At 66.7% G+C, this 20914-nt stretch carries 22 protein-coding genes; 13 read left to right on the top strand and 9 right to left on the bottom strand.

The features are described 5' to 3' along the window. Position 1 precedes the first annotated feature (1 nt). A complete protein-coding gene (locus AC3EF3_RS18380) occupies positions 2–460 on the bottom strand; it encodes a GspH/FimT family pseudopilin (RefSeq protein ID WP_488533588.1) in 459 nt (152 codons plus the stop codon). After that, complete coding sequence (gene gspG / locus AC3EF3_RS18375) at positions 435–863, bottom strand: type II secretion system major pseudopilin GspG (RefSeq protein WP_488533587.1); 429 nt, start codon at positions 861–863, stop codon at positions 435–437. The genes AC3EF3_RS18380 and gspG overlap by 26 nt, the downstream gene beginning before the upstream one ends. 22 nt (positions 864–885) lie before the next feature. Between gspG and AC3EF3_RS18370 the strand changes: the two genes are divergently transcribed. After that, positions 886–1329: a type II secretion system protein N gene (locus AC3EF3_RS18370; protein WP_488533586.1), complete on the top strand. Its 444-nt coding sequence runs from the start codon at positions 886–888 to the stop codon at positions 1327–1329. Positions 1330–1336: 7 nt separating this feature from the next. Here AC3EF3_RS18370 and ilvA read toward each other — a convergent pair whose 3' ends face one another. Next, positions 1337–2881: a threonine ammonia-lyase, biosynthetic gene (gene ilvA, locus AC3EF3_RS18365; RefSeq protein ID WP_488533585.1), complete on the bottom strand. Its 1545-nt coding sequence runs from the start codon at positions 2879–2881 to the stop codon at positions 1337–1339. Positions 2882–3116: 235 nt separating this feature from the next. Here ilvA and AC3EF3_RS18360 point away from each other — a divergent pair, with 235 nt between their 5' ends. Next, complete coding sequence (locus AC3EF3_RS18360; protein ID WP_488533584.1) at positions 3117–3566, top strand: OsmC family protein; 450 nt, start codon at positions 3117–3119, stop codon at positions 3564–3566. 15 nt (positions 3567–3581) lie between these two features. Here the strand turns inward: AC3EF3_RS18360 and coq7 are convergent, their stop codons facing one another. Then, on the bottom strand, positions 3582–4199 hold the full coding sequence (gene coq7 / locus AC3EF3_RS18355) for a 2-polyprenyl-3-methyl-6-methoxy-1,4-benzoquinone monooxygenase (RefSeq protein WP_488533583.1): 618 nt from the start codon (positions 4197–4199) through the stop codon (positions 3582–3584). Positions 4200–4508: 309 nt separating this feature from the next. Here coq7 and AC3EF3_RS18350 point away from each other — a divergent pair, with 309 nt between their 5' ends. From AC3EF3_RS18350 to AC3EF3_RS18315, 8 genes are all read left to right on the top strand, one after another. Continuing rightward, positions 4509–5657 carry a porin gene (locus AC3EF3_RS18350; RefSeq protein WP_488533582.1) on the top strand — a complete coding sequence of 383 codons (1149 nt, stop codon included), beginning with the start codon at positions 4509–4511 and terminating at the stop codon, positions 5655–5657. 156 nt (positions 5658–5813) lie between these two features. Further along, on the top strand, positions 5814–6794 hold the full coding sequence (locus tag AC3EF3_RS18345) for an ABC transporter permease (RefSeq protein WP_488533581.1): 981 nt from the start codon (positions 5814–5816) through the stop codon (positions 6792–6794). Continuing rightward, complete coding sequence (locus tag AC3EF3_RS18340; protein ID WP_488533580.1) at positions 6794–8002, top strand: M20 aminoacylase family protein; 1209 nt, start codon at positions 6794–6796, stop codon at positions 8000–8002. The genes AC3EF3_RS18345 and AC3EF3_RS18340 overlap by 1 nt, the downstream gene beginning before the upstream one ends. Positions 8003–8015: 13 nt before the next feature. After that, positions 8016–9599, top strand: a complete 1584-nt coding sequence (locus AC3EF3_RS18335; protein WP_488533579.1) for an ABC transporter substrate-binding protein — start codon at positions 8016–8018, stop codon at positions 9597–9599. Beyond that, positions 9599–10531, top strand: coding sequence for an ABC transporter permease (locus AC3EF3_RS18330; protein WP_488533578.1), 933 nt, complete (start codon positions 9599–9601; stop codon positions 10529–10531). Before AC3EF3_RS18335 ends, AC3EF3_RS18330 begins: the two co-directional genes overlap by 1 nt. Continuing rightward, a complete protein-coding gene (locus AC3EF3_RS18325; RefSeq protein ID WP_488533577.1) occupies positions 10528–11517 on the top strand; it encodes an ABC transporter ATP-binding protein in 990 nt (329 codons plus the stop codon). Before AC3EF3_RS18330 ends, AC3EF3_RS18325 begins: the two co-directional genes overlap by 4 nt. Then, the gene (locus AC3EF3_RS18320; RefSeq protein ID WP_488533576.1) at positions 11514–12506 is read left to right on the top strand and encodes an ABC transporter ATP-binding protein; all 993 of its coding nucleotides are present in this window, start codon (positions 11514–11516) and stop codon (positions 12504–12506) included. The genes AC3EF3_RS18325 and AC3EF3_RS18320 overlap by 4 nt, the downstream gene beginning before the upstream one ends. After that, complete coding sequence (locus AC3EF3_RS18315; protein ID WP_488533575.1) at positions 12506–12985, top strand: GNAT family N-acetyltransferase; 480 nt, start codon at positions 12506–12508, stop codon at positions 12983–12985. Before AC3EF3_RS18320 ends, AC3EF3_RS18315 begins: the two co-directional genes overlap by 1 nt. A gap of 1 nt (position 12986) precedes the next feature. Here the strand turns inward: AC3EF3_RS18315 and zwf are convergent, their stop codons facing one another. Continuing rightward, complete coding sequence (zwf, locus tag AC3EF3_RS18310; protein WP_488533574.1) at positions 12987–14441, bottom strand: glucose-6-phosphate dehydrogenase; 1455 nt, start codon at positions 14439–14441, stop codon at positions 12987–12989. A gap of 78 nt (positions 14442–14519) precedes the next feature. Between zwf and pgi the strand changes: the two genes are divergently transcribed. Next, positions 14520–16073 (top strand): glucose-6-phosphate isomerase, encoded by a 1554-nt coding sequence (gene pgi / locus AC3EF3_RS18305; RefSeq protein WP_488533573.1) that lies wholly within the window; start codon positions 14520–14522, stop codon positions 16071–16073. 21 nt (positions 16074–16094) lie between these two features. Then, on the top strand, positions 16095–16898 hold the full coding sequence (locus AC3EF3_RS18300) for a BPSS1780 family membrane protein (RefSeq protein ID WP_488533572.1): 804 nt from the start codon (positions 16095–16097) through the stop codon (positions 16896–16898). A 77-nt stretch (positions 16899–16975) separates the two neighbouring features. On the opposite strand, the gene groL is transcribed toward AC3EF3_RS18300, so the two are convergent. The 3 genes from groL to AC3EF3_RS18285 all read right to left on the bottom strand — a co-directional run bounded on the left by groL (position 16976) and on the right by AC3EF3_RS18285 (position 19766). Beyond that, positions 16976–18619: a chaperonin GroEL gene (groL, locus tag AC3EF3_RS18295; RefSeq protein ID WP_488533571.1), complete on the bottom strand. Its 1644-nt coding sequence runs from the start codon at positions 18617–18619 to the stop codon at positions 16976–16978. 27 nt (positions 18620–18646) lie between these two features. After that, positions 18647–18940, bottom strand: a complete 294-nt coding sequence (locus AC3EF3_RS18290; RefSeq protein ID WP_488533570.1) for a co-chaperone GroES — start codon at positions 18938–18940, stop codon at positions 18647–18649. A gap of 259 nt (positions 18941–19199) precedes the next feature. Further along, a complete protein-coding gene (locus AC3EF3_RS18285; RefSeq protein ID WP_488533569.1) occupies positions 19200–19766 on the bottom strand; it encodes a porin family protein in 567 nt (188 codons plus the stop codon). Between the two features lie 287 nt (positions 19767–20053). On the opposite strand from AC3EF3_RS18285, the gene AC3EF3_RS18280 reads away from it, so the two are divergent. After that, positions 20054–20527 (top strand): cupin domain-containing protein, encoded by a 474-nt coding sequence (locus AC3EF3_RS18280; protein ID WP_488533568.1) that lies wholly within the window; start codon positions 20054–20056, stop codon positions 20525–20527. A gap of 1 nt (position 20528) precedes the next feature. Here the strand turns inward: AC3EF3_RS18280 and AC3EF3_RS18275 are convergent, their stop codons facing one another. Continuing rightward, positions 20529–20858: a plasmid stabilization protein gene (locus tag AC3EF3_RS18275; RefSeq protein WP_488533567.1), complete on the bottom strand. Its 330-nt coding sequence runs from the start codon at positions 20856–20858 to the stop codon at positions 20529–20531. Between the last annotated feature and the right edge of the window lie 56 nt (positions 20859–20914).

Raw genomic sequence — 20914 nt, 5'->3', positions numbered from 1 at the left:
CTCATGACCCTTCGGGAACGGCGACGCGGAAGGGGCGCAGCCCGTCGGTGGCGACGCGCAGCTGCCGGCCCGGCGCTTCCGGATTCGCGATCACCACCTGCTGCCCGCCGATGATCGGCTCGGGGCCGAGCACGAGCGTCGCATTGCCCTGGACCTGCGTCTGGGGCGACAGCCAGTGATCGGGCAAGGTGCCGGAGGGCACGCCTTCGAAGCGGAAGCCCCCCGGCGTGGCGACCCAGCGCACCGGCACGCCGCTGGCGCGCGACTGGGCCCGGGCCGATTCGAGCAGGGCGGCGAGGCGCTGCGCTTCGCGCTCGAGCTGTGTGGAACCCGAGTCGCGCAGCGCGAAGCTCACGCCGGCGGTGGCGATCGCGATGATCGCGACCACGACAAGCAGTTCGACCAGCGTGAAGCCGAGAGTGAGCCGGGCCGGGTTACTGCCAGCTGCCGATGTCCGCATTCTTGCCCTCGCCGCCGGGCTGGCCGTCGGCGCCGTACGACATCACGTCCACTTCGCCTTTGACGCCGGGATTGAGGTATTGGTAGGGCCGGCCCCAGGGATCGTTGGGCAGCTTGTCCAGGTAGGGCTTCCAGTTGGGCGGCACGGGCTCGGTGGTGGGCTTGGTGGTGAGCGCCTGCAGGCCCTGGTCCTGGGTGGGGTAGCGCTGGTTGTCCAGGCGATAGAGCTTGAGCGCCTGCATCAGGTTGTTGACGTCCGTGCGCGCGGCCGTGATGCGCGCATCGTCGGCGCGCTCGAGCACGTTGGGCACGATCAGCGCGGCCAGCACACCGATGATGACCAGCACCACCATCAGCTCGATCAGCGTGAAGCCGGCGCGCGCGATTCTCTTCGAAGCATTCATCGCTTCAATCATAATCGTCGGGATGGTGAGCAATCCGGGCAACCGCTGGGCCGTCGCCGCCGGCACATTCGTGCTGTGGGGGCTCGTGGCTGCCAGCGCCGTGTACTGGGGCATGAAGCTGAGCAGCACGCCCAGCAGCGGCCCGGCCGTACCGCCGGCACCGAGTGCGCCGCCCAGCGACCCGGCCGCGGTGGCGCGGCTGCTCGGTGCCGCCCCGTCGGCAGCGGGACCCGCCCCGGTCGCGAGCCTCGCCAGCCGCCTGGCGCTGCTCGGCGTCGTGGCGGAGCCGGACGGCGGAGGTGCCGCGCTGATCTCGGTCGACGGCAAGCCGCCCAAACCTTATCGCGTCGGCGCGCCGGTCGACGAAGGCCTGGTGCTGCAGTCGGTCCAGCCGAAAGGCGCGACGATCGGCGCGTCGATGCAGTCGCCGCCGGCCGTCACGCTGGACATGCCGCTGCGCAAGTAGCGTCGCTTCAGGAGCGCAGGAACAGCCGGTAAGCGGGGTTCCGGGTTTCTTCCACGTACTGGTAGCCGAGCGCGTCGAGGAAGGACTGGAAGGGTTTCGTGTCGGCCTGCGGCACCTGCAGGCCCACGAGCACCTTGCCATAGTCCGCGCCCTGGTTGCGGTAATGGAAGAGGGAGATGTTCCAGCTCGGGCGCATGCTGGAGAGGAACTTCATGAGGGCGCCCGGCCGCTCGGGGAACACGAAGCGCAGCAGGCGCTCGTCGTGGGCCAGCGGCGAATGCCCGCCCACCATGTAGCGCACGTGCTCCTTCGCCAGATCGTCGTGCGTGAGGTCCACCGTGTCGAAGCCGTGCCGCACGAAGTTGGCGGCGATCTTCGCGGACTCGCCCTTGTTGTGCGTCGTCAGGCCGACGAATACGTGCGCGGTCTTCTCGTCGCTGATGCGGTAGTTGAACTCGGTCACGTTGCGCGGGCCGCCCGGCAGCGCGCCGATCACTTCGAGGAAACGGCGGAAGCTGCCGCGTTCCTCGGGGATCGTCACGGCGAACAGCGCCTCGCGTTCCTCGCCGACCTCGGCACGCTCGGCGACGAAGCGCAGGCGGTCGAAGTTCATGTTGGCGCCGCACAGGATCGCGGCGTAGGTCTCGCCCTTGGTCTTGTTCTGCGCGACATATTGCTTGATCGCCGCCACGGCCAGTGCGCCGGCCGGCTCGACGATGCTGCGCGTGTCGATGAACACGTCCTTGATCGCCGCGCACACGGCGTCGGTGTCCACGGTCATGAATTCGTCGACGAGGTCGCGCGCGATGCGGAAGGTTTCCTCGCCCACCAGCTTGACCGCCGTGCCATCGGAAAAGAGCCCGACGTCGGGGAGCGCGACGCGCTTCTTCGCCTCGACCGATTGCGCCATCGCGTTCGAGTCGCTCATCTGCACGCCGATCACCTTGATCTCGGGGCGCACGGCCTTGATGTAGTTGGCGACGCCGGAGACCAGGCCGCCGCCGCCGATCGCGACGAACACGGCGTCCAGCGGGCCCTGGTGCTGGCGCAGGATCTCCATGGCGATCGTGCCCTGGCCGGCGATCACCTCCGGGTCGTCGAACGGGTGCACGAACGTCAGGCCCTGCTTGCGTTCCAGCTGGACGGCGTGCTCGTACGCGTCGGAATAGCTGTCGCCATGCAGCACCACCTCGCCGCCGAGCGCCTTCACCGCGTCGATCTTCACTTGCGGCGTTGTCACGGGCATCACGATCACCGCGCGCGCGCCGAGGCGATGTGCCGACATCGCGACGCCCTGCGCATGGTTGCCGGCGGACGCGCAGATCACGCCCCGCTTGAGCTGCTCCGGAGAGAGGTGCGCCATCTTGTTGTAGGCGCCGCGCAGCTTGAACGAGAAGACGGCCTGCTGGTCCTCGCGCTTGAGCAGCACCTTGTTGTGCAGGCGCCGGCTCAGGTTCTTGGCCGGCTCCAGGGCGGTCTCCACCGCCACGTCGTACACGCGCGCCGTGAGGATCTTTTTCAGGTAGTCGGCGGGCTGCAGGTGTTTCTTCATGGGAGCGGAAATGATAGACGGCGCGGCAGAGCAGCCCGGCGGATGAAAAAAGCCCCCGATCCTTGCGGGCCGGGGGCTAAATCCACCAAGGGAGGTGGAGGAGACAAAGGGTGCACAACGATTGCGGCGATCGCCAGTTCGTTATGCTGCGAAACCAGTATAGCGGCAGATTTGCTGCATTGCAGCAGGTCCGCGTCGCTACGTCAGCATCAATACAACATTGCAAGGAAACAGCATGGAATGCACGGTGAGCTGGACCGGCGCGACGGGCGCGCGCTCGAGCATGGGTTTCGTCGCCGAGACGGGCAGCGGCCATGTGCTCGTCATGGACGGCGCGCCCGATCCCGACAAGCCGGAAAACGGCGGCCAGAACCTCGCCCCGAGGCCGATGGAGACCGTGCTCGCGGGCACGGGCGGGTGCACGGCCTACGACGTCGTCCTGATCCTCAAGCGCGGACGCCACGACGTGCGCGGCTGCTCGGTGAAGCTGACGTCCGAGCGCGCAGCGCAGGACCCGAAGGTGTTCACGAAGATCCACATGCACTTCACCGTGCGGGGCAAGGACATCCCGGCCACCGCCGTCGAGCGCGCGATCGCCTTGAGCCACGACAAGTACTGCTCGGCGACGATCATGCTCGGCAAGACGGCCGAGATCACCACGAGCTTCGAGGTGGTCGCTGCGTGACGGCCTGAAGCCGCGCTAGATGTAGTGCGCGGTGGTCGTCATCACCTTGGCGGCCGCGCGCATCATGGCCTTGACCGGCGCGGGCAACTCGATCCCGCCGGCGGCGAGCGCACCGGCCGCATGCGCGGCCTCGTCTTCCTTCATCTGCGCCACGATCGCGCGCGACGCGTGGTCCTGCGCCGGCAGGCGTTCCAGGTGGCCTTGCAGGTGCGACTCCACCTGGCGCTCGGTCTCGATCACGAACCCGAGGCTCACGCGGTCGCCGAAGCGTCCCGCGACGAGGCCGATGCCGAAGGCGCCCGCATACCAGAGCGGATTGAGCAGGGACGTGCGGTCGCCCAGTTCGCGGATGCGTTCCTCGGTCCACGCGAGATGGTCGGTTTCCTCCTGCGAAGCCTTCTCGAAGTGGCGTCGCAACTCGGGGTTGCGCGTCGCGAGCGCCTGCGCCGTGTACAGGGCCTGCGCGCAGACCTCACCCACGTGGTTCACGCGCATCAGCGCCGCCGCTTGCCTGCGTTCGGCGGGTTCCAGCTTCGTTTCGTCGGCGGGCACGATGGGGCAGGGGCGCAGCGCGCGCGGCTTGGCGAACAAGGTGCGCAGCGCGCTGTCGGCGGCGGCAAGAAGGGCGTCCATGCCCCCGAGTTTACGAAGCACGCTCCTCGCGTGGCCGCCAGCCTTTTGCAAGCTTTTCTTTTCGCGATCCGAAACCCCGCACGGGTCTGTTGCGCCGCTTCCACTGAGCCATTGCGTGTGTTGTCCGCGTGCAACGAAACGAGGACGGGCCGGCCTAAATACTTTGCGAAAGAAAAGGCCGTCTGGTGCAATTACGACAACTTCCCAAAAGGAGGTTGGCCCGGGGATCCGGCGGGAGCCAACGATGCTGCCCATCGTTCGAGTTCCCCTTCTCACCGGAGCCCTATGTTTAACCTTGGAGAAACTTGCATGAAGAAATCACTCGTTGCCCTGGCCGCCCTGGCGGTCGTCGGTGCAGCCTCCGCCCAGTCGTCGGTGACCCTGTCGGGCATCATCAAGGGCGGCGTCGCGTCCACGAAGTACTCGAACGGCGCCACCGGCAATGGTTCGAACACCGGCGTGGCCGACGGCTCTTCGCGCTTCATCATCAGCGGCCGTGAAGACCTCGGCGGCGGCCTGGCCGGCATTTTCCAGATCGACACGCGTTTCCGCGTGGACGACAACGGCGGCGCCCCCACGACCAGCCCGCTCGCCACCGGCAACACCTTCGTCGGCCTGGCCGGCGGCTTCGGCTCGATCCGCATCGGCAAGCTCGACACCCACTATTGCACGGGCTCGGATGAGCACGGCTCCCGCGCCACGGCGCTGGGCGCTTCCAGCTGCGGCATCCTGGGCTACGTCCAGGGCCTGAGCCAGCCGATCGCCAACGCCAGCCGTTCGACCAACGTCATCCGTTACGACCTGCCCTCCACGATGATGGCCGGCCTGACGGGCGGCATCACCTACTCGACCGCCTTCGCCAACCAAGCCGCGCAAGTGACCGACGGCGCCATGGGCACCGCCGGTGACGGCAAGACCTGGAGCGCCAACGTCGGCTACGCCACCGGCCCCCTGAAGCTGGCTGCCAGCTACTGGAAGGCCCAGGCCGAAGACCGCACGATCACCGTGGCCCGCAACGACCAGAAGGCCTGGACGCTGGCTGGCGGCTGGAACTTCGGCGTCGGCACGATCGGCCTGACGTACGACGTGTCGGCCTACGACAAGGCTGCCGCCGGTTCGGGCGCGTTCGTCGAGAACAAGCGCCGCGCCTGGTCGGTGCCGGTCACGTTCGGCGTCGGCGCCGGCACGCTGCTGGCCACGTACACCAGGGCGTCGAACGTCAAGGGCGCTGGCGTTGGTGGCACCACCTTGGCCGATTCGGGCGCCACGCTGTGGTCCGTCGGCTACGACTACGCGTTCTCGAAGCGCACGTCGGTCGGCGTGTCGTACGCGATCCTGAACAACAAGGCCAACTCGAGCTACCAGCTGTACACGACGGACTCCCTCCAGGGTCTGCAAAAGGTCGTCGCTGGCCAGGACTCGAAGCAGCTGTACGTCGGCATCCGCCACGCGTTCTGATCACCAGAAATCAGAAGAAACTTGAAAGCCGCCTTCGGGCGGCTTTTTTTCGCCTGAAACCAGGCTGGGCGCTCGTGCGGCGCGTGGGTTACCCCTCAGTCGGGCCCCAAACTTGCTCTGATAGCATGCCAATTTGCTTTCCAGCCACAAGCCGGAATGTTTGCCTTCATCCTGCGTCGACTGTTCCAGGCCGCGATCGTCATGGTCGTGGTCGCCTTCATCGCCTTTCTGCTGTTCCAGTACGTGGGTGACCCGGTCGTGTTCCTGCTGGGACAGGACGCCACGCCGCAGCAGATCCGCCAGCTGCGCCAGGACCTCGGGCTCGACCAGCCGTTTTACGTGCAGTTCGTGCACTTCCTCGCCAACGCGGCGCAGGGCGAATTCGGCCTGAGCCTGCGCCAGGGGGCGAAGGTCTCGCGCCTCATCGGCGAGCGCTTTCCCGCCACCCTGGAGCTCTCGATCGTCGCCGCCGTCATCGCCATCGTGATCGGCATTCCGATGGGTGTGTACACCGCGCTGCGTCGCGGCACGTTCCTGTCACAGGTGTTCCTCACGATTTCGCTGCTGGGCGTGTCCCTTCCCACCTTCCTGATCGGCATCCTGCTGATCCTCGTGTTCGCGGTGCTGCTGGGCGTATCGCCCAGCTTCGGCCGCGGCGAGGTGGTCAAGCTCGGCTGGTGGTCCAGCGGCCTCTTCACGCGCGACGGCTGGTGGCACATCGTGCTGCCGGCGGTCACGCTGGCGATCTTCCAGCTCACGCTGATCATGCGGCTGGTGCGCGCCGAGATGCTGGAGGTGCTGCGCACCGACTACATCAAGTTCGCGCGAGCCCGCGGCCTGCCCGACCGCGCCATCCATTTCGGCCACGCGCTCAAGAACACGCTGGTGCCGGTGATGACGATCATCGGCCTGCAGCTCGGCACGCTGATCGCGTTCTCGATCATCACCGAGACCGTGTTCCAGTGGCCCGGCATGGGGCTGCTGTTCATCCAGGCCGTGACCTTCGCCGACATTCCGGTGATGGCCGCCTATCTGTGCCTGATCGCGCTGATCTTCGTGGTGATCAACCTGGTCGTGGACATGCTTTACTTCGCTGTCGATCCGCGCCTGCGTGTCGAAGGCGCGCGGGGGCACTGATGTTGGCCCCCCGCCTGAAGGCCAACGGCCGCGCCTTTGCGCACATCGCGCACTTCATCCCGGATCTCGTCGCGCTGCGGCGCGACCTGCACGCCCACCCCGAACTCGGTTTCGAGGAGGTCTACACCTCGGCGCGCGTGATCGAGGCGCTGAAGGTGTGCGGTGTCGATGAAGTGCACACCGGCATCGGCAAGACCGGCGTGGTCGCAGTGATCCACGGGCGCAGCATCAAGAGCGGCCGCATGATCGGCCTCAGGGCCGACATGGATGCGCTGACGATGACCGAGCAGAACGACTTCGCGTGGAGATCGGCCAGGCACGGGATGATGCACGGCTGCGGCCACGACGGCCACACGGCGATGCTGATCGGCGCGGCGCGCTACCTCGCCGAGACGCGCAACTTCGACGGCACGGCCGTGCTCGTGTTCCAGCCCGGCGAGGAGGGCTTCGCCGGCGCGAAGGCGATGGTGGAGGACGGCCTGTTCGACCGCTTTCCGGTCGAATCGATCTACGCCATGCACAACTGGCCGGCGATGAAGCCGGGCACCATCGGCATCAACATGGGCGCGATGATGGCGGCGGCCGACCGCGTGACCATCGAGGTGACCGGCAAGGGCGGCCATGGCGCGCACGCCTACCTCGCGATCGACCCGGTGCTGGTGTCGGCGCACATCATCACGGCGGCGCAGAGCATCGTCTCGCGCAACGTGCGGCCGATCGACAGCGCCGTGATCAGTATCTGCGCCGTGCAGGCCGGCGACGTGCATGCGATGAGCGTGATCCCCGGCAGCGTGACCATGGTCGGCACGATCCGCACCTTCAAGACGGAGGTGCAGGCCCTGGTGGAACAGCGCCTGCAGGAGATCGCGTCGGCGGTCGCGCTCGGCTTCGGCGCCACCGCCTCGGTGAAGTACGAGCGCTCCTATCCCGCCACGATCAACACGCCCGACGAGGCGGCCTTCGCGGCCGACGTCGCCGAGAGCCTGGTCGGCCCCGAGCATGTCGACCGCGACATGGAGCCGAGCATGGGCGCCGAGGACTTCTCGTTCATGCTGCAGACCCGGCCGGGCGCGTACCTGCGCCTCGGCCAGGGCGGCGACAACTGCTTCCTGCACAACCCCCGCTACGACTTCAACGACGACATCCTGCCGCTCGGCTCGGCCCTGCATGCCAGCCTGATCGAGCGCGGACTGCCCCTGGCCAACTAGAAGGAGAAAGAAGATGAAACTGCAACCCTCCCTGCTCGCCGTCGCGGCCGCACTCGCCACCGCCAGCTTCGGCGCCAGCGCCGTCACCATCCGCATCGGCAACCAGGGCGACGCCCTGTCGATGGACCCGCACTCGCTCAACGAGTCGCTGCAGATCTCGGTGACGGAGAACGTCTATGAGCCGCTGGTCACGCGCGACCGCAACTACAAGCTCGCGCCGGCGCTGGCCACGTCGTGGAAGCAGACCTCGCCGACCGTGTGGCATTTCGAGCTGCGCAAGGGCGTGCAGTTCCACGACGGCACGCCCTTCACCGCGGATGACGTGATCTTCAGCTACCAGCGCGCCAAGGGCGAGGGTTCCGACATGAAGACCTATGTCGGGCCGATCAAGGAGATCAAGAAGATCGGCGACCACTCGATCGATATCGTCACCAACACGCCGTTCCCGATCCTGCCGGAGCTCTTCACGCACTTCGACATCATGAGCAAGAAGTGGTGCGAGCAGAACCAGGCGACCAAGCCGGTGGACCGGCGCAAGGGCATCGAGAACGCGGCCTCGTTCCGCGCCAACGGCACCGGCCCGTTCCGCCTGCGCGAGCGCCAGCCCGGCGTGCGCACCACCTTCGTTCGCAACGGCAACTACTGGGGCAAGATCGACGGCAACGTCGACGAAGTCATCTTCAACGTGATCGGCAACGACGCGACGCGCGTGGCCGCGCTGGTCTCCGGCGAAGTCGACGTGATGGAGCCGGTGCCGGTGCAGAACATCGACCAGATCAAGAACGCGTCCAGCCTCAAGGTGCTGCAGGGCCCCGAGCTGCGCGTGATCTTCCTGGGCATGGACCAGAAGCGCGACGAGCTGCTGTTCTCGAACATCAAGGGCAAGAACCCGTTCAAGGACAAGCGAGTTCGCCAGGCTTTCTACCAGGCCATCGACATCGAGGGCATCAAGCGCACCGTGATGCGCGGCGCGTCGACGCCGATCGCCGAGATGTTCCCGCAGCAGGTGAACGGCTTCGCGCCCGACCTGAACAAGCGCCTGCCGTACGACCCGGAAGCCTCGAAGAAGCTGCTGGCGGAGGCGGGCTACCCGAGCGGCTTCGAGGTCACGATGAACTGCCCGAACGACCGTTACGTCAACGACGCGGCGATCTGCCAGGCGGTCACGGCGAACCTCGCGCGCGTCGGCGTGAAGGTGAACCTGCTGGCCGAGACCAAGGGCACGTACTTCCCGAAGATCCTGCGCCGCGATACGAGCTTCTACATGCTCGGCTGGACCTCCAGCACCGTGGATGCGCACAACGTGCTGTACGCGATCATGTCCACGCCGGGCGAGGGCGGCCGCGGCCAGTTCAACCTGGGCGCCTACAGCAACCCGAAGCTCGACGAGCTGACCGAGAAGATCGGTTCGGAGACCGACCAGAAGAAGCGCAACGAGATGATCCACGAGGCGATCAAGATCCACGAGGACGACATCGGCCACATCCCGCTGCACCAGCAGGCGCTGAACTGGGGCGCGAAGAAGAACATCGAGCTCGTCCAGTGGCCTGACAACGGCATGATGTGGAGATACATCACGGTCAACTCGGTCAAGTAATGCAGGCAGCGACCCCGGGGTTCCTCAGTCGCGCCTGGCACAGCGACGTCGGCTACAGCTTCCGCACCTCGCCCGTCGCGCTGGGTGCGGCGGCGGTGGCCTTCGTGTGCATCTTCGCGGCGGTGTTCGCCCAGTGGGTGGCGCCGCACCATCCGTTCGACCTTGCGACGCTGGAACTCGGCGATGCGTTCCTGCCGCCGCGCTGGATCGAAGGCGGCAGCGCCAAATACCTGCTGGGCACGGACGACCAGGGCCGCGACATCTTCTCGGCGCTGATGTTCGGCGCGCGCATCTCCCTGGCCGTCGGCGTGGCGTCCGTGATCGTGTCGATCGTGATCGGGGTCAGCCTCGGCCTGCTCGCCGGTTTCATCGGCGGCCGCACCGACGCGTTCATCATGCGCGTGTGCGACGTGGTGCTCTCGTTCCCCTCGATCCTGGTGGCGCTGCTGATCGCCGGCGTGGGCCGAGCGATGTTTCCCAACGCCAACGATGTGGTCGCCTTCGTCGTGCTCGTCATGGCCATCTCGCTCGCGGGCGGCGGCGGCTGGGTGCAATACGCGCGCACCGTGCGCGGCTCGACGCTGGTGGAGCGCAACCGCGAGTACGTGCAGGCCGCGCGCGTCACGGGGGTGTCATCGCTGCGCATCATGCGGCGCCACGTGCTGCCGAACATCCTCGGGCCGGTGATGGTGCTCGCGACGATCCAGATCGCCACGGCGATCATCACCGAGGCCACGCTGTCGTTCCTCGGCGTCGGGGTGCCGCCGAACTCGCCATCGCTCGGCACGCTCATCCAGACGGGGCAGAAGTTCCTCTTCTCGGGCAACTGGTGGATCACCGTCTTTCCCGGCGCGATGCTCGTGCTGATCGCGCTGTCGGTGAACCTGCTGGGCGACTGGCTGCGCGACGCCCTCAACCCGAGGCTGAGATGAGCCTGCTCCAGGTCCAGGACCTCGTCGTCGAATTTCCCTACCGCCGCGGCACCCTGCGTGCGCTCGACAACATCAGCTTCGAGATCGCTCCGGGCGAAATCCTCGGCGTGGTCGGCGAGTCGGGCGCAGGCAAGTCGCTCACGGGCGCCGCCATCATCGGCCTGCTCGAGCCGCCCGGGCGCATCGCCTCGGGCCAGGTCCTGCTCGAAGGCCAGCGCATCGACAACCTGCCCTACGAGCAGATACGCCGCATCCGCGGCCGCAAGATCGGCGCGATCTTCCAGGACCCGCTCACGTCGCTGAACCCGCTCTACACGGTGGGCCGGCAAATCATGGAAACGATCCAGGCGCACCTGCCGGTGGACAACGAGGAGGCGCGCCAGCGCGCGATCGGCCTGCTGGAGGACACCGGCATTCCCGCCGCCCGCGAACGCATCGACCACTTCCCGCACCAGTTCTCCGGCGGCATGCGCCAGCGCGTCGTCATCGCACTCGCGCTCGCGGCGCAGCCCAAGTTGGTCGTTGCCGACGAGCCGACCACCGCGCTCGACGTCTCGATCCAGGCACAGATCATTTCCCTGCTCAAGCGCGTGTGCAAGGAGCGCGGCGCGGCCGTCATGCTGATCACGCACGACATGGGCGTGATCGCCGAAACCTGCGACCGTGTCGCCGTGATGTACGCCGGCCGCATCGCGGAGATCGGCCCGGTGCACGAGGTGATCAACCAGCCCGCGCATCCCTACACGATGGGACTGATGGCGGCCATTCCCGACATCACGCAGGACCGCGAGCGGCTCTACCAGATCGACGGGGCGATGCCGCGCCTCAACGCGATCCCCGCCGGCTGCGCCTACAACCCGCGCTGCCCGCGGGTGTTCGACCGCTGCCGCATCGAGCGCCCCGAGCTGCTGGCGGCCGGTGCGACGCGCGCTGCGTGCTGGTTGCACGACGCCGCGTCCGGTGTCCCGGTCAAGGTGGCCGCATGAACGCGCCGCTGGTCCAGGCGCGCGACCTCGCGCGAACGTTCGACGTTTCGCCGCCGCTGCTCAACCGGCTGATCGAGCGCACGGGCCGGCGGCTGCTGCGCGCCGTCGACGGCGTGAGCTTCGAGATCGCCAAGGGCCAGACCCTCGCGCTGGTCGGCGAGTCGGGCTGCGGCAAGAGCACCGTGGCGAAATTGCTCGTGGGCCTGTACGAGCCCTCGCACGGCAGTGTGGCGTTCGACGGCGAGGACGCGCACGCGGCATACCGCGCCGGCAACCGCGCGATCCGCCGTCGCATCCAGATGATCTTCCAGGACCCGTACGCGAGCCTGAACCCGCGCTGGACCGTGGAGGACATCGTCGGCGAGCCGCTGAAGGAGCACGGCATCATCAGCGACCGGGAGCAGCTCGACGACAAAGTGGCGCGGCTGCTCGCATCGGTGGGACTGGGCGCCGCCGACATGGACAAGTACCCGCACCAGTTCTCCGGCGGGCAGCGCCAGCGCATCTCGATCGCGCGCGCGCTCGCGACCGAGCCCGAATTCCTGGTGTGCGACGAGCCCACCTCGGCGCTCGACGTCAGCGTGCAGGCGCAGGTGCTCAACATCATGAAGGACCTGCAGCGCGAGCGGGGCCTCACGTATCTCTTCATCTCGCACAACCTCGCCGTCGTGCGCCACGTGAGCGACCAGGTGGGTGTGATGTACCTCGGCCGCATCGTCGAGCTCGCCGGCAAGCACCAGCTGTTCGGCAACCCGCAGCACCCGTACACGAGGATGCTGCTCGAGGCGATCCCGAAGATGCACGCCACCGGCAAGTCGCGAACGCCGGTGCAAGGCGAAGTGCCGAACCCGCTCAACCCGCCTGGCGGCTGCACCTTCAATCCCCGTTGCCCGTTCGCCAACGAGCGCTGCCGCGTCGAGCGGCCGGCCCTGCTCGAACTGCGTGGCGTGCGCGTCGCCTGCCACGCCGTGGAAGAAGGGCGCATCTGATGCCGCTCGAACTCGCCTTCCGGCGCGGCGAACCGCGCGACGCCGACACCATCGCCGCTTTCAACGCGGCGATGGCGCGCGAGACCGAAGGCAAGGACCTCATTCCGGAAGTGATCGGAGCGGGCGTGCGGCGCCTGCTCGCCACGCCGTCGCTCGGCTTCTACCTCGTCGCGGAACGCCAGGGCGAGGTGATCGCCTGCCTGATGGTCACCAACGAATGGAGCGACTGGCGCAATGGCCTGTTCTGGTGGATCCAGAGCGTGTACGTGCAGCCGGAGTTCCGCCGGCAGGGCGTGTACCGGCGGCTGTACGAGCACGTACGCGCGCTGGCGCAATCCGACGCGTCGGTGTGCGGCTTCCGTCTTTACGTCGAGAAGGAGAACGAGGCCGCGCATGCGACCTACGCCTCCCTCGGCATGAAGGAGACGGATTACCTGATCTACGAAGAGCTTCGGCCGGGCATCCGCTTCCTGAAGTAGCTCAGCATTCCTCCGACCAGCAGTGGCCGTCGCGCGCAATCATCGCGCTGGCCGCACTCGGGCCCCACGTGCCCGCCGCATACGGCCGCGGTCCGCTCGGATCGTTCGCCCAATATTCCAGGATCGGCTCGACCCAGCGCCAGGCTTCTTCCTGCTCGTCGGCGCGCACGAAGAGGTTCAGGCGCCCGTCGATCACGTCCATCAACAGCCGTTCGTAGGCACCCACCCGCTCGGAGCCGAAACGCTTGTCGAAATCGAGGTCGAGGTGCACGGGCGAGAGCAGTTGCGTGCCGCGCCGGCCATCCTGCCCCTGCGCGAGCAGGTGCAGCTCGAGCCCGTCCTTCGGCTGCAGGTGGATCACCAGCTTGTTCACCGCGCCCACCGGCGCCTGGTAGATCGGATGCGGCGTCGGCAGGAAGTTGACGACGATGCGCGCATCGCGCGATCCCAGCCGCTTGCCGGTGCGGATGTAGAAGGGCACGCCGGCCCAGCGCCAGTTGCCGATGTCCGCGCGCAGGGCGACGAAAGTCTCCGTCGTGCTCTCTGCGGCGACGCCGGGCTCTTCGCGATAGCCGGCCACCTGCTCGCCGTGCACGCTGCCCGGCCCGTACTGCCCGCGCACCACCTGCTGCGCCAGCGCTTCCGGCGTCCACGCCTTCAGCGAGCGCAGCACCTTCAGCTTCTCGTCGCGGATCGCGTCGGCGTGCGCGTTGATCGGCGGCTCCATCGCCATCGCGCACAGCAGCTGCAACGCGTGGTTCTGGACCATGTCGCGCAGTGCACCCGTCTGGTCGTAGAAGGCGCCGCGCTTTTCCACGCCGAGGTCCTCGGCGATCGTGATCTGGATGTTGGCGATGTTCTCGCGCCGCCACAGCGGCTCGAAGAGGGCGTTGCCGAAGCGCAGCGCGAAGAGGTTCTGCACCGACGGCTTGCCCAGGTAATGGTCGATGCGAAAGATCTGCCGTTCCGGCAAGACGCGCCGCACCGTCTCGTTGATCTCGCGGTTGGAGGCGAGGTCGTGGCCCAGCGGCTTCTCCAGCACCAGCCGCGTGTTGGGCGTGTTCAGCCCCGCAGCGGCCAGCTGCTCGCAAGCGCTCATGAACAGCGACGGCGCCGTGGCGAGGTACATCACCACCGTGTCGGCGCGCCGCTCGTGCAGCGTGGCGGCCAGGCGCTGGAAGTCCTCGGGCCGGGACAGGTCCATGCGCAGGAAGTGCAGCAGGCGGGCGAAGCGGTCGAACTCCTCGGCATTGGGCCGCTTGGCGAGATCGACCTCGTCGAAGCGCGACCGGATGAGTTCGCGGTACTGGGTGTCCGAGAGGTTGTCGCGGGCCACGCCGATGATGCGGCCGTCGGCCGGCAGCGTGCCGTGGCGGAAGGCCTGGAACAGGGCGGGCATCAGCTTGCGCCAGGCGAGGTCGCCGGTGCCGCCGAAAACGATCAGGTCGAAGCTCATGGGCGTTCTAGTTGTTCGGGATGAAGGCTAACTTTAGCGACTCCGCGCGGCAGAGGTGGGGACGCAGATAATCCGCGCATGATCGATGCCATCTCCCGCCCCCATTGCGACCACACGCAAGCCTGGTTGTCGCTGCGCGAGCATTTCGACAAACAAGGCCGCTTGCTGGACGTGCGCGACGCCTTTCGCGCCGAGCCGAAGCGCTTCGAGACCTATTCCCAGCAGGCGCCGCGCGTTTTCGCGGACCTGTCGAAGAACCTGATCGATGCGCATACCCGTTCGCTCATGCTCGAGCTGGCGCGCGAATGCATGCTGGAGCGCCACCGCGACGCGATGTTCGCAGGCGAGCCGGTCAACAACACCGAGCGGCGCGCCGTGAAGCACTGGCTGCTGCGCATGCCCAAGGGCGCGAGCCGCGACCCCGATGCGCGCGCGGTGCACGAGACGCTCGATGCGATGCTCGATTACGCCGAGCGCGTGCGGGGCGACGCGCGCATCACGGACGTGGTCAACATCGGCATCGGCGGCTCCGATCTCGGCCCCCAGATGGCCGTGACCGCGCTGGCCGATTTCGCGATCCCCGGCAAGCGCTTCCATTTCGTGTCAAACGTCGACGGTCACGAGCTCGCCGCGGTGCTGGCGCAGGTCAAGCCCGAAAGCACGCTGTTCCTGATCGCGTCCAAGACCTTCACGACGATCGAGACGATGACCAATGCACGCTCGGCCAAGGCCTGGTTCGAGCAGCAGGGCGGCACCGATGTCGCGCGGCATTTCGGGGCCCTGACGACCAACGTGAAGGCGGCGGGCGAATTCGGGATAGCGACGACCTTCGGTTTCTGGGACTGGGTGGGCGGCCGCTACTCGATGTGGTCGGCGATCGGCCTGCCCATCGCGATCGCCATCGGCGCGGAGAACTTCCGCAAGCTGCTCGCCGGCGCCCATGAGATGGACGAGCATTTCCGCACGGCACCGCTCGATGCGAACCTGCCGGTGCGGCTGGGGCTGCTGGACGTCTTCTACCGCGGTTTCTTCGGCTTCGCGAGCCGCAGCGTCGCGCCGTACCACAGCGGCCTGAAGCGCCTGCCGGCCTACCTGCAGCAGCTCGAGATGGAAAGCAACGGCAAGCGCGTGGACGCCATGGGCCGGCCGCTGACCGTGTCGACATCGCCTGTCGTTTGGGGCGAGCCGGGCACGAACGGGCAGCACGCGTACTTCCAGATGCTGCACCAGGGCACGGACGTGGTGCCGGTCGAGTTCATCGCCGTGAAGCATGCGGCGCATTCGCTCGCAGGCCATCACGACCAGCTGCTGGCCAATGCGCTCGCGCAAGCGCAGGCGCTGATGCAGGGCAAGGCTGACGCCGGCGGCCACAGGGACTTTCCCGGCAACCGGCCCAGCACCTTCTTCATCCTCGAGAGGCTGGATCCGGCGAGCCTGGGCGCGCTGGTCGCGATGTACGAGCACCGCGTTTTCACCAGCGGCTCGATCTGGGGCATCAACAGCTTCGACCAGTGGGGCGTGGAGCTGGGCAAGGTGCTCGCCACGGACATCGCGCCGCGGCTGGCGAGCGGCGATGAGGCCGGCCTCGATCCTTCCACGGCCGGCCTCCTGCGCCGGGTCGCCGGCCGCTGACGGCCTGCGGCAAACTCTCTTGTGCTGACCGACAGGCGCGGCATACTCCGCGGCGGTTCGATCCGAACTGCACCACGACTGGAGGGAACAACAATGGAGGACACGGCAATCGGAACCGGCGCCAAGCGCGCGGTGGAAGCCGGACGCGGAACGGCCTGGTGGACGCAATCCTGGGCGCTTTTCATGAAGAACCCGGGCATGTGGCTGATTTTCGGCGTGATTTTCGTGATCGGGTTCTTCGTACTGGGCTGGATTCCCTTCATCGGGGGCCTGATCGCGACGGTTCTGGGCCAGGTGATCGCCGGCGGCTGGATGCTGTCGGCCCGCAAGCTTGACGGTGGCGGCTCGCTCGAGGTCGCGGACATGTTCGCGGGCTTCAAGGACAAGCTCAACCCCTTGTTGGTGCTGGGCGCCCTGGCTGCCGGGGCGACGCTCGTCATTGTGCTGGTGATGACCCTCATGGGGGGCGGCGCCGTGATGGGAATGATGGCCGGCGGGGCCGCCCGCAGCGCGGGGGGAATGATGGCGGGCGCCGCTTTCGGCATGCTGGCCGTGCTGGTGGGACTGGTGCTCGGCTTCGTGTTCGCGATGGCCCTGTGGTTCGCGCCCGCGCTGGTCGTCTTTCGCGATGTGGCGCCGGTGGATGCGCTGAAGGCCAGCTGGTCCGCGACTTGGGGAAACGTCGGCGCGTTCCTTGTCTACGGCCTGATCTGGATCGTCGCTGCGGTCGTGGCGTCCATCCCTTTCGGGCTCGGCTGGTTCGTGCTGATGCCGCTCACCATGCTGGCCATCTATTCTTCGTACAAGGACATCTTCGAGTCCTGATTCCCGGCCCGCACGGTCGACGCCAAAAAAAAAGCGCCCCGAGGGGCGCTTTTCTCATGGCGAGGCACGCCCGGACATTACATGTCCATGCCGCCCATTCCACCCATGCCGCCCATGCCACCGGGCATGGCGGGCGCTTCTTCCTTCGGCGCTTCGGCGACCATCGCCTCGGTGGTCAGCATCAGCGACGCGACGGACGCGGCGTTCTGCAGCGCGGTGCGGGTCACCTTGGTCGGATCGAGAATGCCCATCTCGATCATGTCGCCGTAGGTGTCGTTCGCGGCGTTGAAGCCGAAGTTGCCCTTGCCTTCCAGCACGCGGTTGACCACCACGCTGGCTTCGCCGCCGGCGTTGTAGACGATCTCACGCAGCGGCGACTCGATGGCCTTGAGCACGAGCTTGATGCCGGCTTCCTGGTCGGCGTTGTCGCCCTTGATGGCGCCGGCGGCCTGCTTGGCACGCAGCAGCGCGACGCCACCGCCGGCCACCACGCCTTCTTCCACCGCCGCACGCGTGGCGTGCAGGGCGTCTTCGACGCGGGCCTTCTTTTCCTTCATCTCGACTTCGGTCGCGGCACCGACTTTGATCACGGCCACGCCGCCGGCCAGCTTGGCCACGCGCTCTTGCAGCTTCTCGCGGTCGTAGTCGCTGGTGGCTTCCTCGATCTGCACGCGGATCTGCTTGACGCGCGCTTCGATGTCCGCGGCCTTGCCGGCGCCGTCGATGATGGTGGTGTTTTCCTTGCCCACTTCGATGCGCTTGGCCTGGCCCAGCTCGGCCAGCGTGATCTTCTCGAGCGTCATGCCGGTCTCTTCGGAGACGACCTGGCCGCCCGTGAGGATGGCGATGTCTTCCAGCATGGCCTTGCGACGGTCACCGAAGCCGGGCGCCTTGACCGCCACGACCTTCAGGATGCCGCGGATGGTGTTGACCACCAGCGTCGCGAGCGCTTCGCCTTCGACTTCTTCCGCGACGATCAGCAGCGGGCGCGAGGCCTTGGCCACCTGTTCGAGCGTCGGCAGCAGGTCGCGGATCGACGAGATCTTCTTGTCGTACAGCAGCACGAACGGGTTCTCGAGGATGGCGGACTGCTTCTCGGGGTTGTTGATGAAGTAGGGCGACAGGTAGCCGCGGTCGAACTGCATGCCTTCGACGACATCGAGTTCGTTGTCGAGCGACTTGCCGTCCTCGACGGTGATCACGCCTTCCTTGCCGACCTTGTCCATCGCGTCGGCGATGATCTTGCCGATCGACTCGTCGCTGTTGGCGGAGATCGAGCCGACCTGGGCGATTTCCTTGGACGTCGTGGTGGGCTTGGACTGCTTCTTCAGCTGCTCGACCAGGGCCGTCACGGCCTTGTCGATGCCGCGCTTGAGGTCCATCGGGTTCATGCCCGCGGCCACGTACTTCATGCCTTCGCGAACGATGGCCTGCGCGAGCACCGTGGCGGTCGTCGTGCCGTCACCGGCGTTGTCGCTGGTCTTGGAAGCGACTTCCTTGACCATCTGCGCGCCCATGTTCTGGAGCTTGTCCTTCAGCTCGATCTCCTTCGCGACCGACACACCGTCCTTGGTGACGGTGGGGGCGCCGAACGAGCGCTCGAGCACCACGTTGCGGCCCTTCGGACCCAGCGTGACCTTGACCGCGTTGGCCAGGATGTTCACGCCTTCGACCATGCGATGACGCGCGTCCGCGCCGAAGATAACGTCTTTAGCTGCCATTTGATTTTCTCCTTGGGATCAGCCTGATTACTTCTCGACGACCGCGAACAGGTCGTCTTCCTTCATGACCAGCAGTTCGTCGCCATCGACCTTGACGGTCTGGCCGCTGTACTTGCCGAACAGCACGCGGTCGCCGACCTTGATGTTCAGGGCGATGAAGTCACCGGTCTTCTCGCTGCGCTTGCCCGGGCCGACGGCCAGGACTTCACCCTGGTCGGGCTTCTCGGCGGCGTTGTCGGGAATGACGATGCCCGAGGCGGTCTTGGTCTCGTTTTCCAGGCGCTTGACGATCACGCGATCGTGCAGGGGGCGAAGCTTCATTGCATCTCCTTGAATGACTGACGGAAGGACATCAAAAAACGCCAACGATCCAAAGAAAGTTAGCGCTTATTAACTTGCGCTTGGGCTGAGTGGCCGGCCAGCTCTGCTGTTAGCACTCAAATCCAGCGAGTGCCAATGATAAGGCCTTTTGGGGGCGTTTCAAGAGACCGGCGCCCTCGCGAAACGCAAGCTCCTGCGGCGTCCCGGCCAGAAAGAAAAATGCCCGCCGGCGGCGGGCATTCGTGCGCGATGCGCAGGATCAGAAGCGATAGCCCAGACCGATGGTGAAGCCGTCGATCTTCGTGTCATCCTTCTTGAAGTAGCGCATGTAGTCGACGCCCACGTACATCTTCGGCGAGATGTTGAAGTTGGCGCCGACGCCATAGGACACGCTGCTGTCGCTGCCGCTGTCCGACGCCGAGAAGCCCGCCACCGAAGCGGCGGTCCGCACGCGGGTGTGGGCGTAGCCCAGTCGGCCGAACACTTCGAACGCGTCGCTGATCATTGCCTTCGGCTTGACGTAGATGCCGACGATGTGGCGAACGTCTTGCTGGACATCGACCGGCACGCCGGCGAACGTCGTCGAGGTGCTGTCCTTGCGCACGCCGAACCCCAGCATGCCTTCGACAGCGAAGTTCTCATGGAAGTTGTAGCCGACGATGCCGCGCAGCATGGCGGGCTTCACGCTGATGCCCGAGTCGGAAATCTTCAGCGTGCTGTAGCCCAGCTCGCCATAGGTGGTGCCGGTGACGGTGGAGCGGGTCTGGGCCTGGGCGGCGCCGGCCATCAGCATGGCAGAGGCGGCCGCGATCGCGATCAATTTCATTCTTCGTTCCCTATTGGATGTTGCGGACCCGGGTATCGGGTCCGCGGCCAGTCTAGCCAGCGTGCTCATCCGTCGGCAAGAAAAGGAATGGCTGGCGAGTCATTTGCGTGGCGACCGTGCGACGGTGCAGCCAGGGCGCTCCCACAATCTGCGGAGCTGTCGGCCAGGAATTGATGCCAATTCCAATGCTGCGCTGCCGGTCAGAAGCGGACCTGCATGAGAATGTCGGCGCCAGGAGCCCGCTCGCAATTTGGCCGAGACCGAGGCTGCACGCAGTGGAGCCGCTCATGAAAATCAACCAACGCGTCATCAACATCGACGAGCTGAAGCTCGAAACGTTTCAGCACGGCAAGAAGTTCGAGACGCGGGGCGCCCGAGTCGGCCCGCTGCTCGGTGCCAAGGACCTGGGCTATTCCTATGACGTGCTGCCGCCGGGCAAAGCGGGCTGTCCGTTCCACAGCCACCGCGCGGAGGAAGAGATGTTCTTCATCGTGCGCGGGCGCGGCAAGCTGCGCTACGGCAGCGAAACCCGGCCGATCCGCGCGGGTGACTTCATCTGCTGCCCGACCGGCGGGCCCGATACGGCCCACCAGATCGTGAACGACTCGGACGAGGAGCTCGCGTACATCTCCGTCAGCACCATGATGCCCGCGGAGGTCTGCGAGTATCCGGATTCCGGCAAGATCGGGGCCTACGGCGGCGGGGAGATCCGCCACATGACGCGTCCTGCCCAGGCGCTCGACTACTGGGACGGCGAGTGACTCACTTCGAGTCGACCGCTCGCTCGAGTTCGTCCTTCGTCATCGTCGAGCGGCCGCTGATGCCCTTGCGCTTCGCTTCTTCGTAAAGCTGGTCGCGCGTGCGGCCGCCCTGGCCGCGGTGCGAGCGCTGGCCACCGCGCCTGGGTGCCGGCATGTCCGCGAGCGACTGCGCGCTCGCATGTTTCGCTTCCCCGTGCTGCGCGCGCTCCTTGTTCACGACCCGCGCCGCGATTTCCTCGGCCGTCTTCTCGTCCTTGCCGTGCTTCTCGTAGCCTTCCTTGATGTGTTCGTACTGGCGCTCGCGCTTGTTGCTCCAGGCTTTCTGCGGCATGGCATGCCTCCTTTCGATCGGTGATGGCTGGCCTCTTGTGCGGCCCCGGCGGCGTC

Source organism: Ramlibacter sp. GS1-15, from assembly GCF_057785015.1.
The sequence above is the reverse complement of the archived record's forward strand: the minus strand, read 5'-3'. Positions and strand labels throughout refer to the sequence as shown.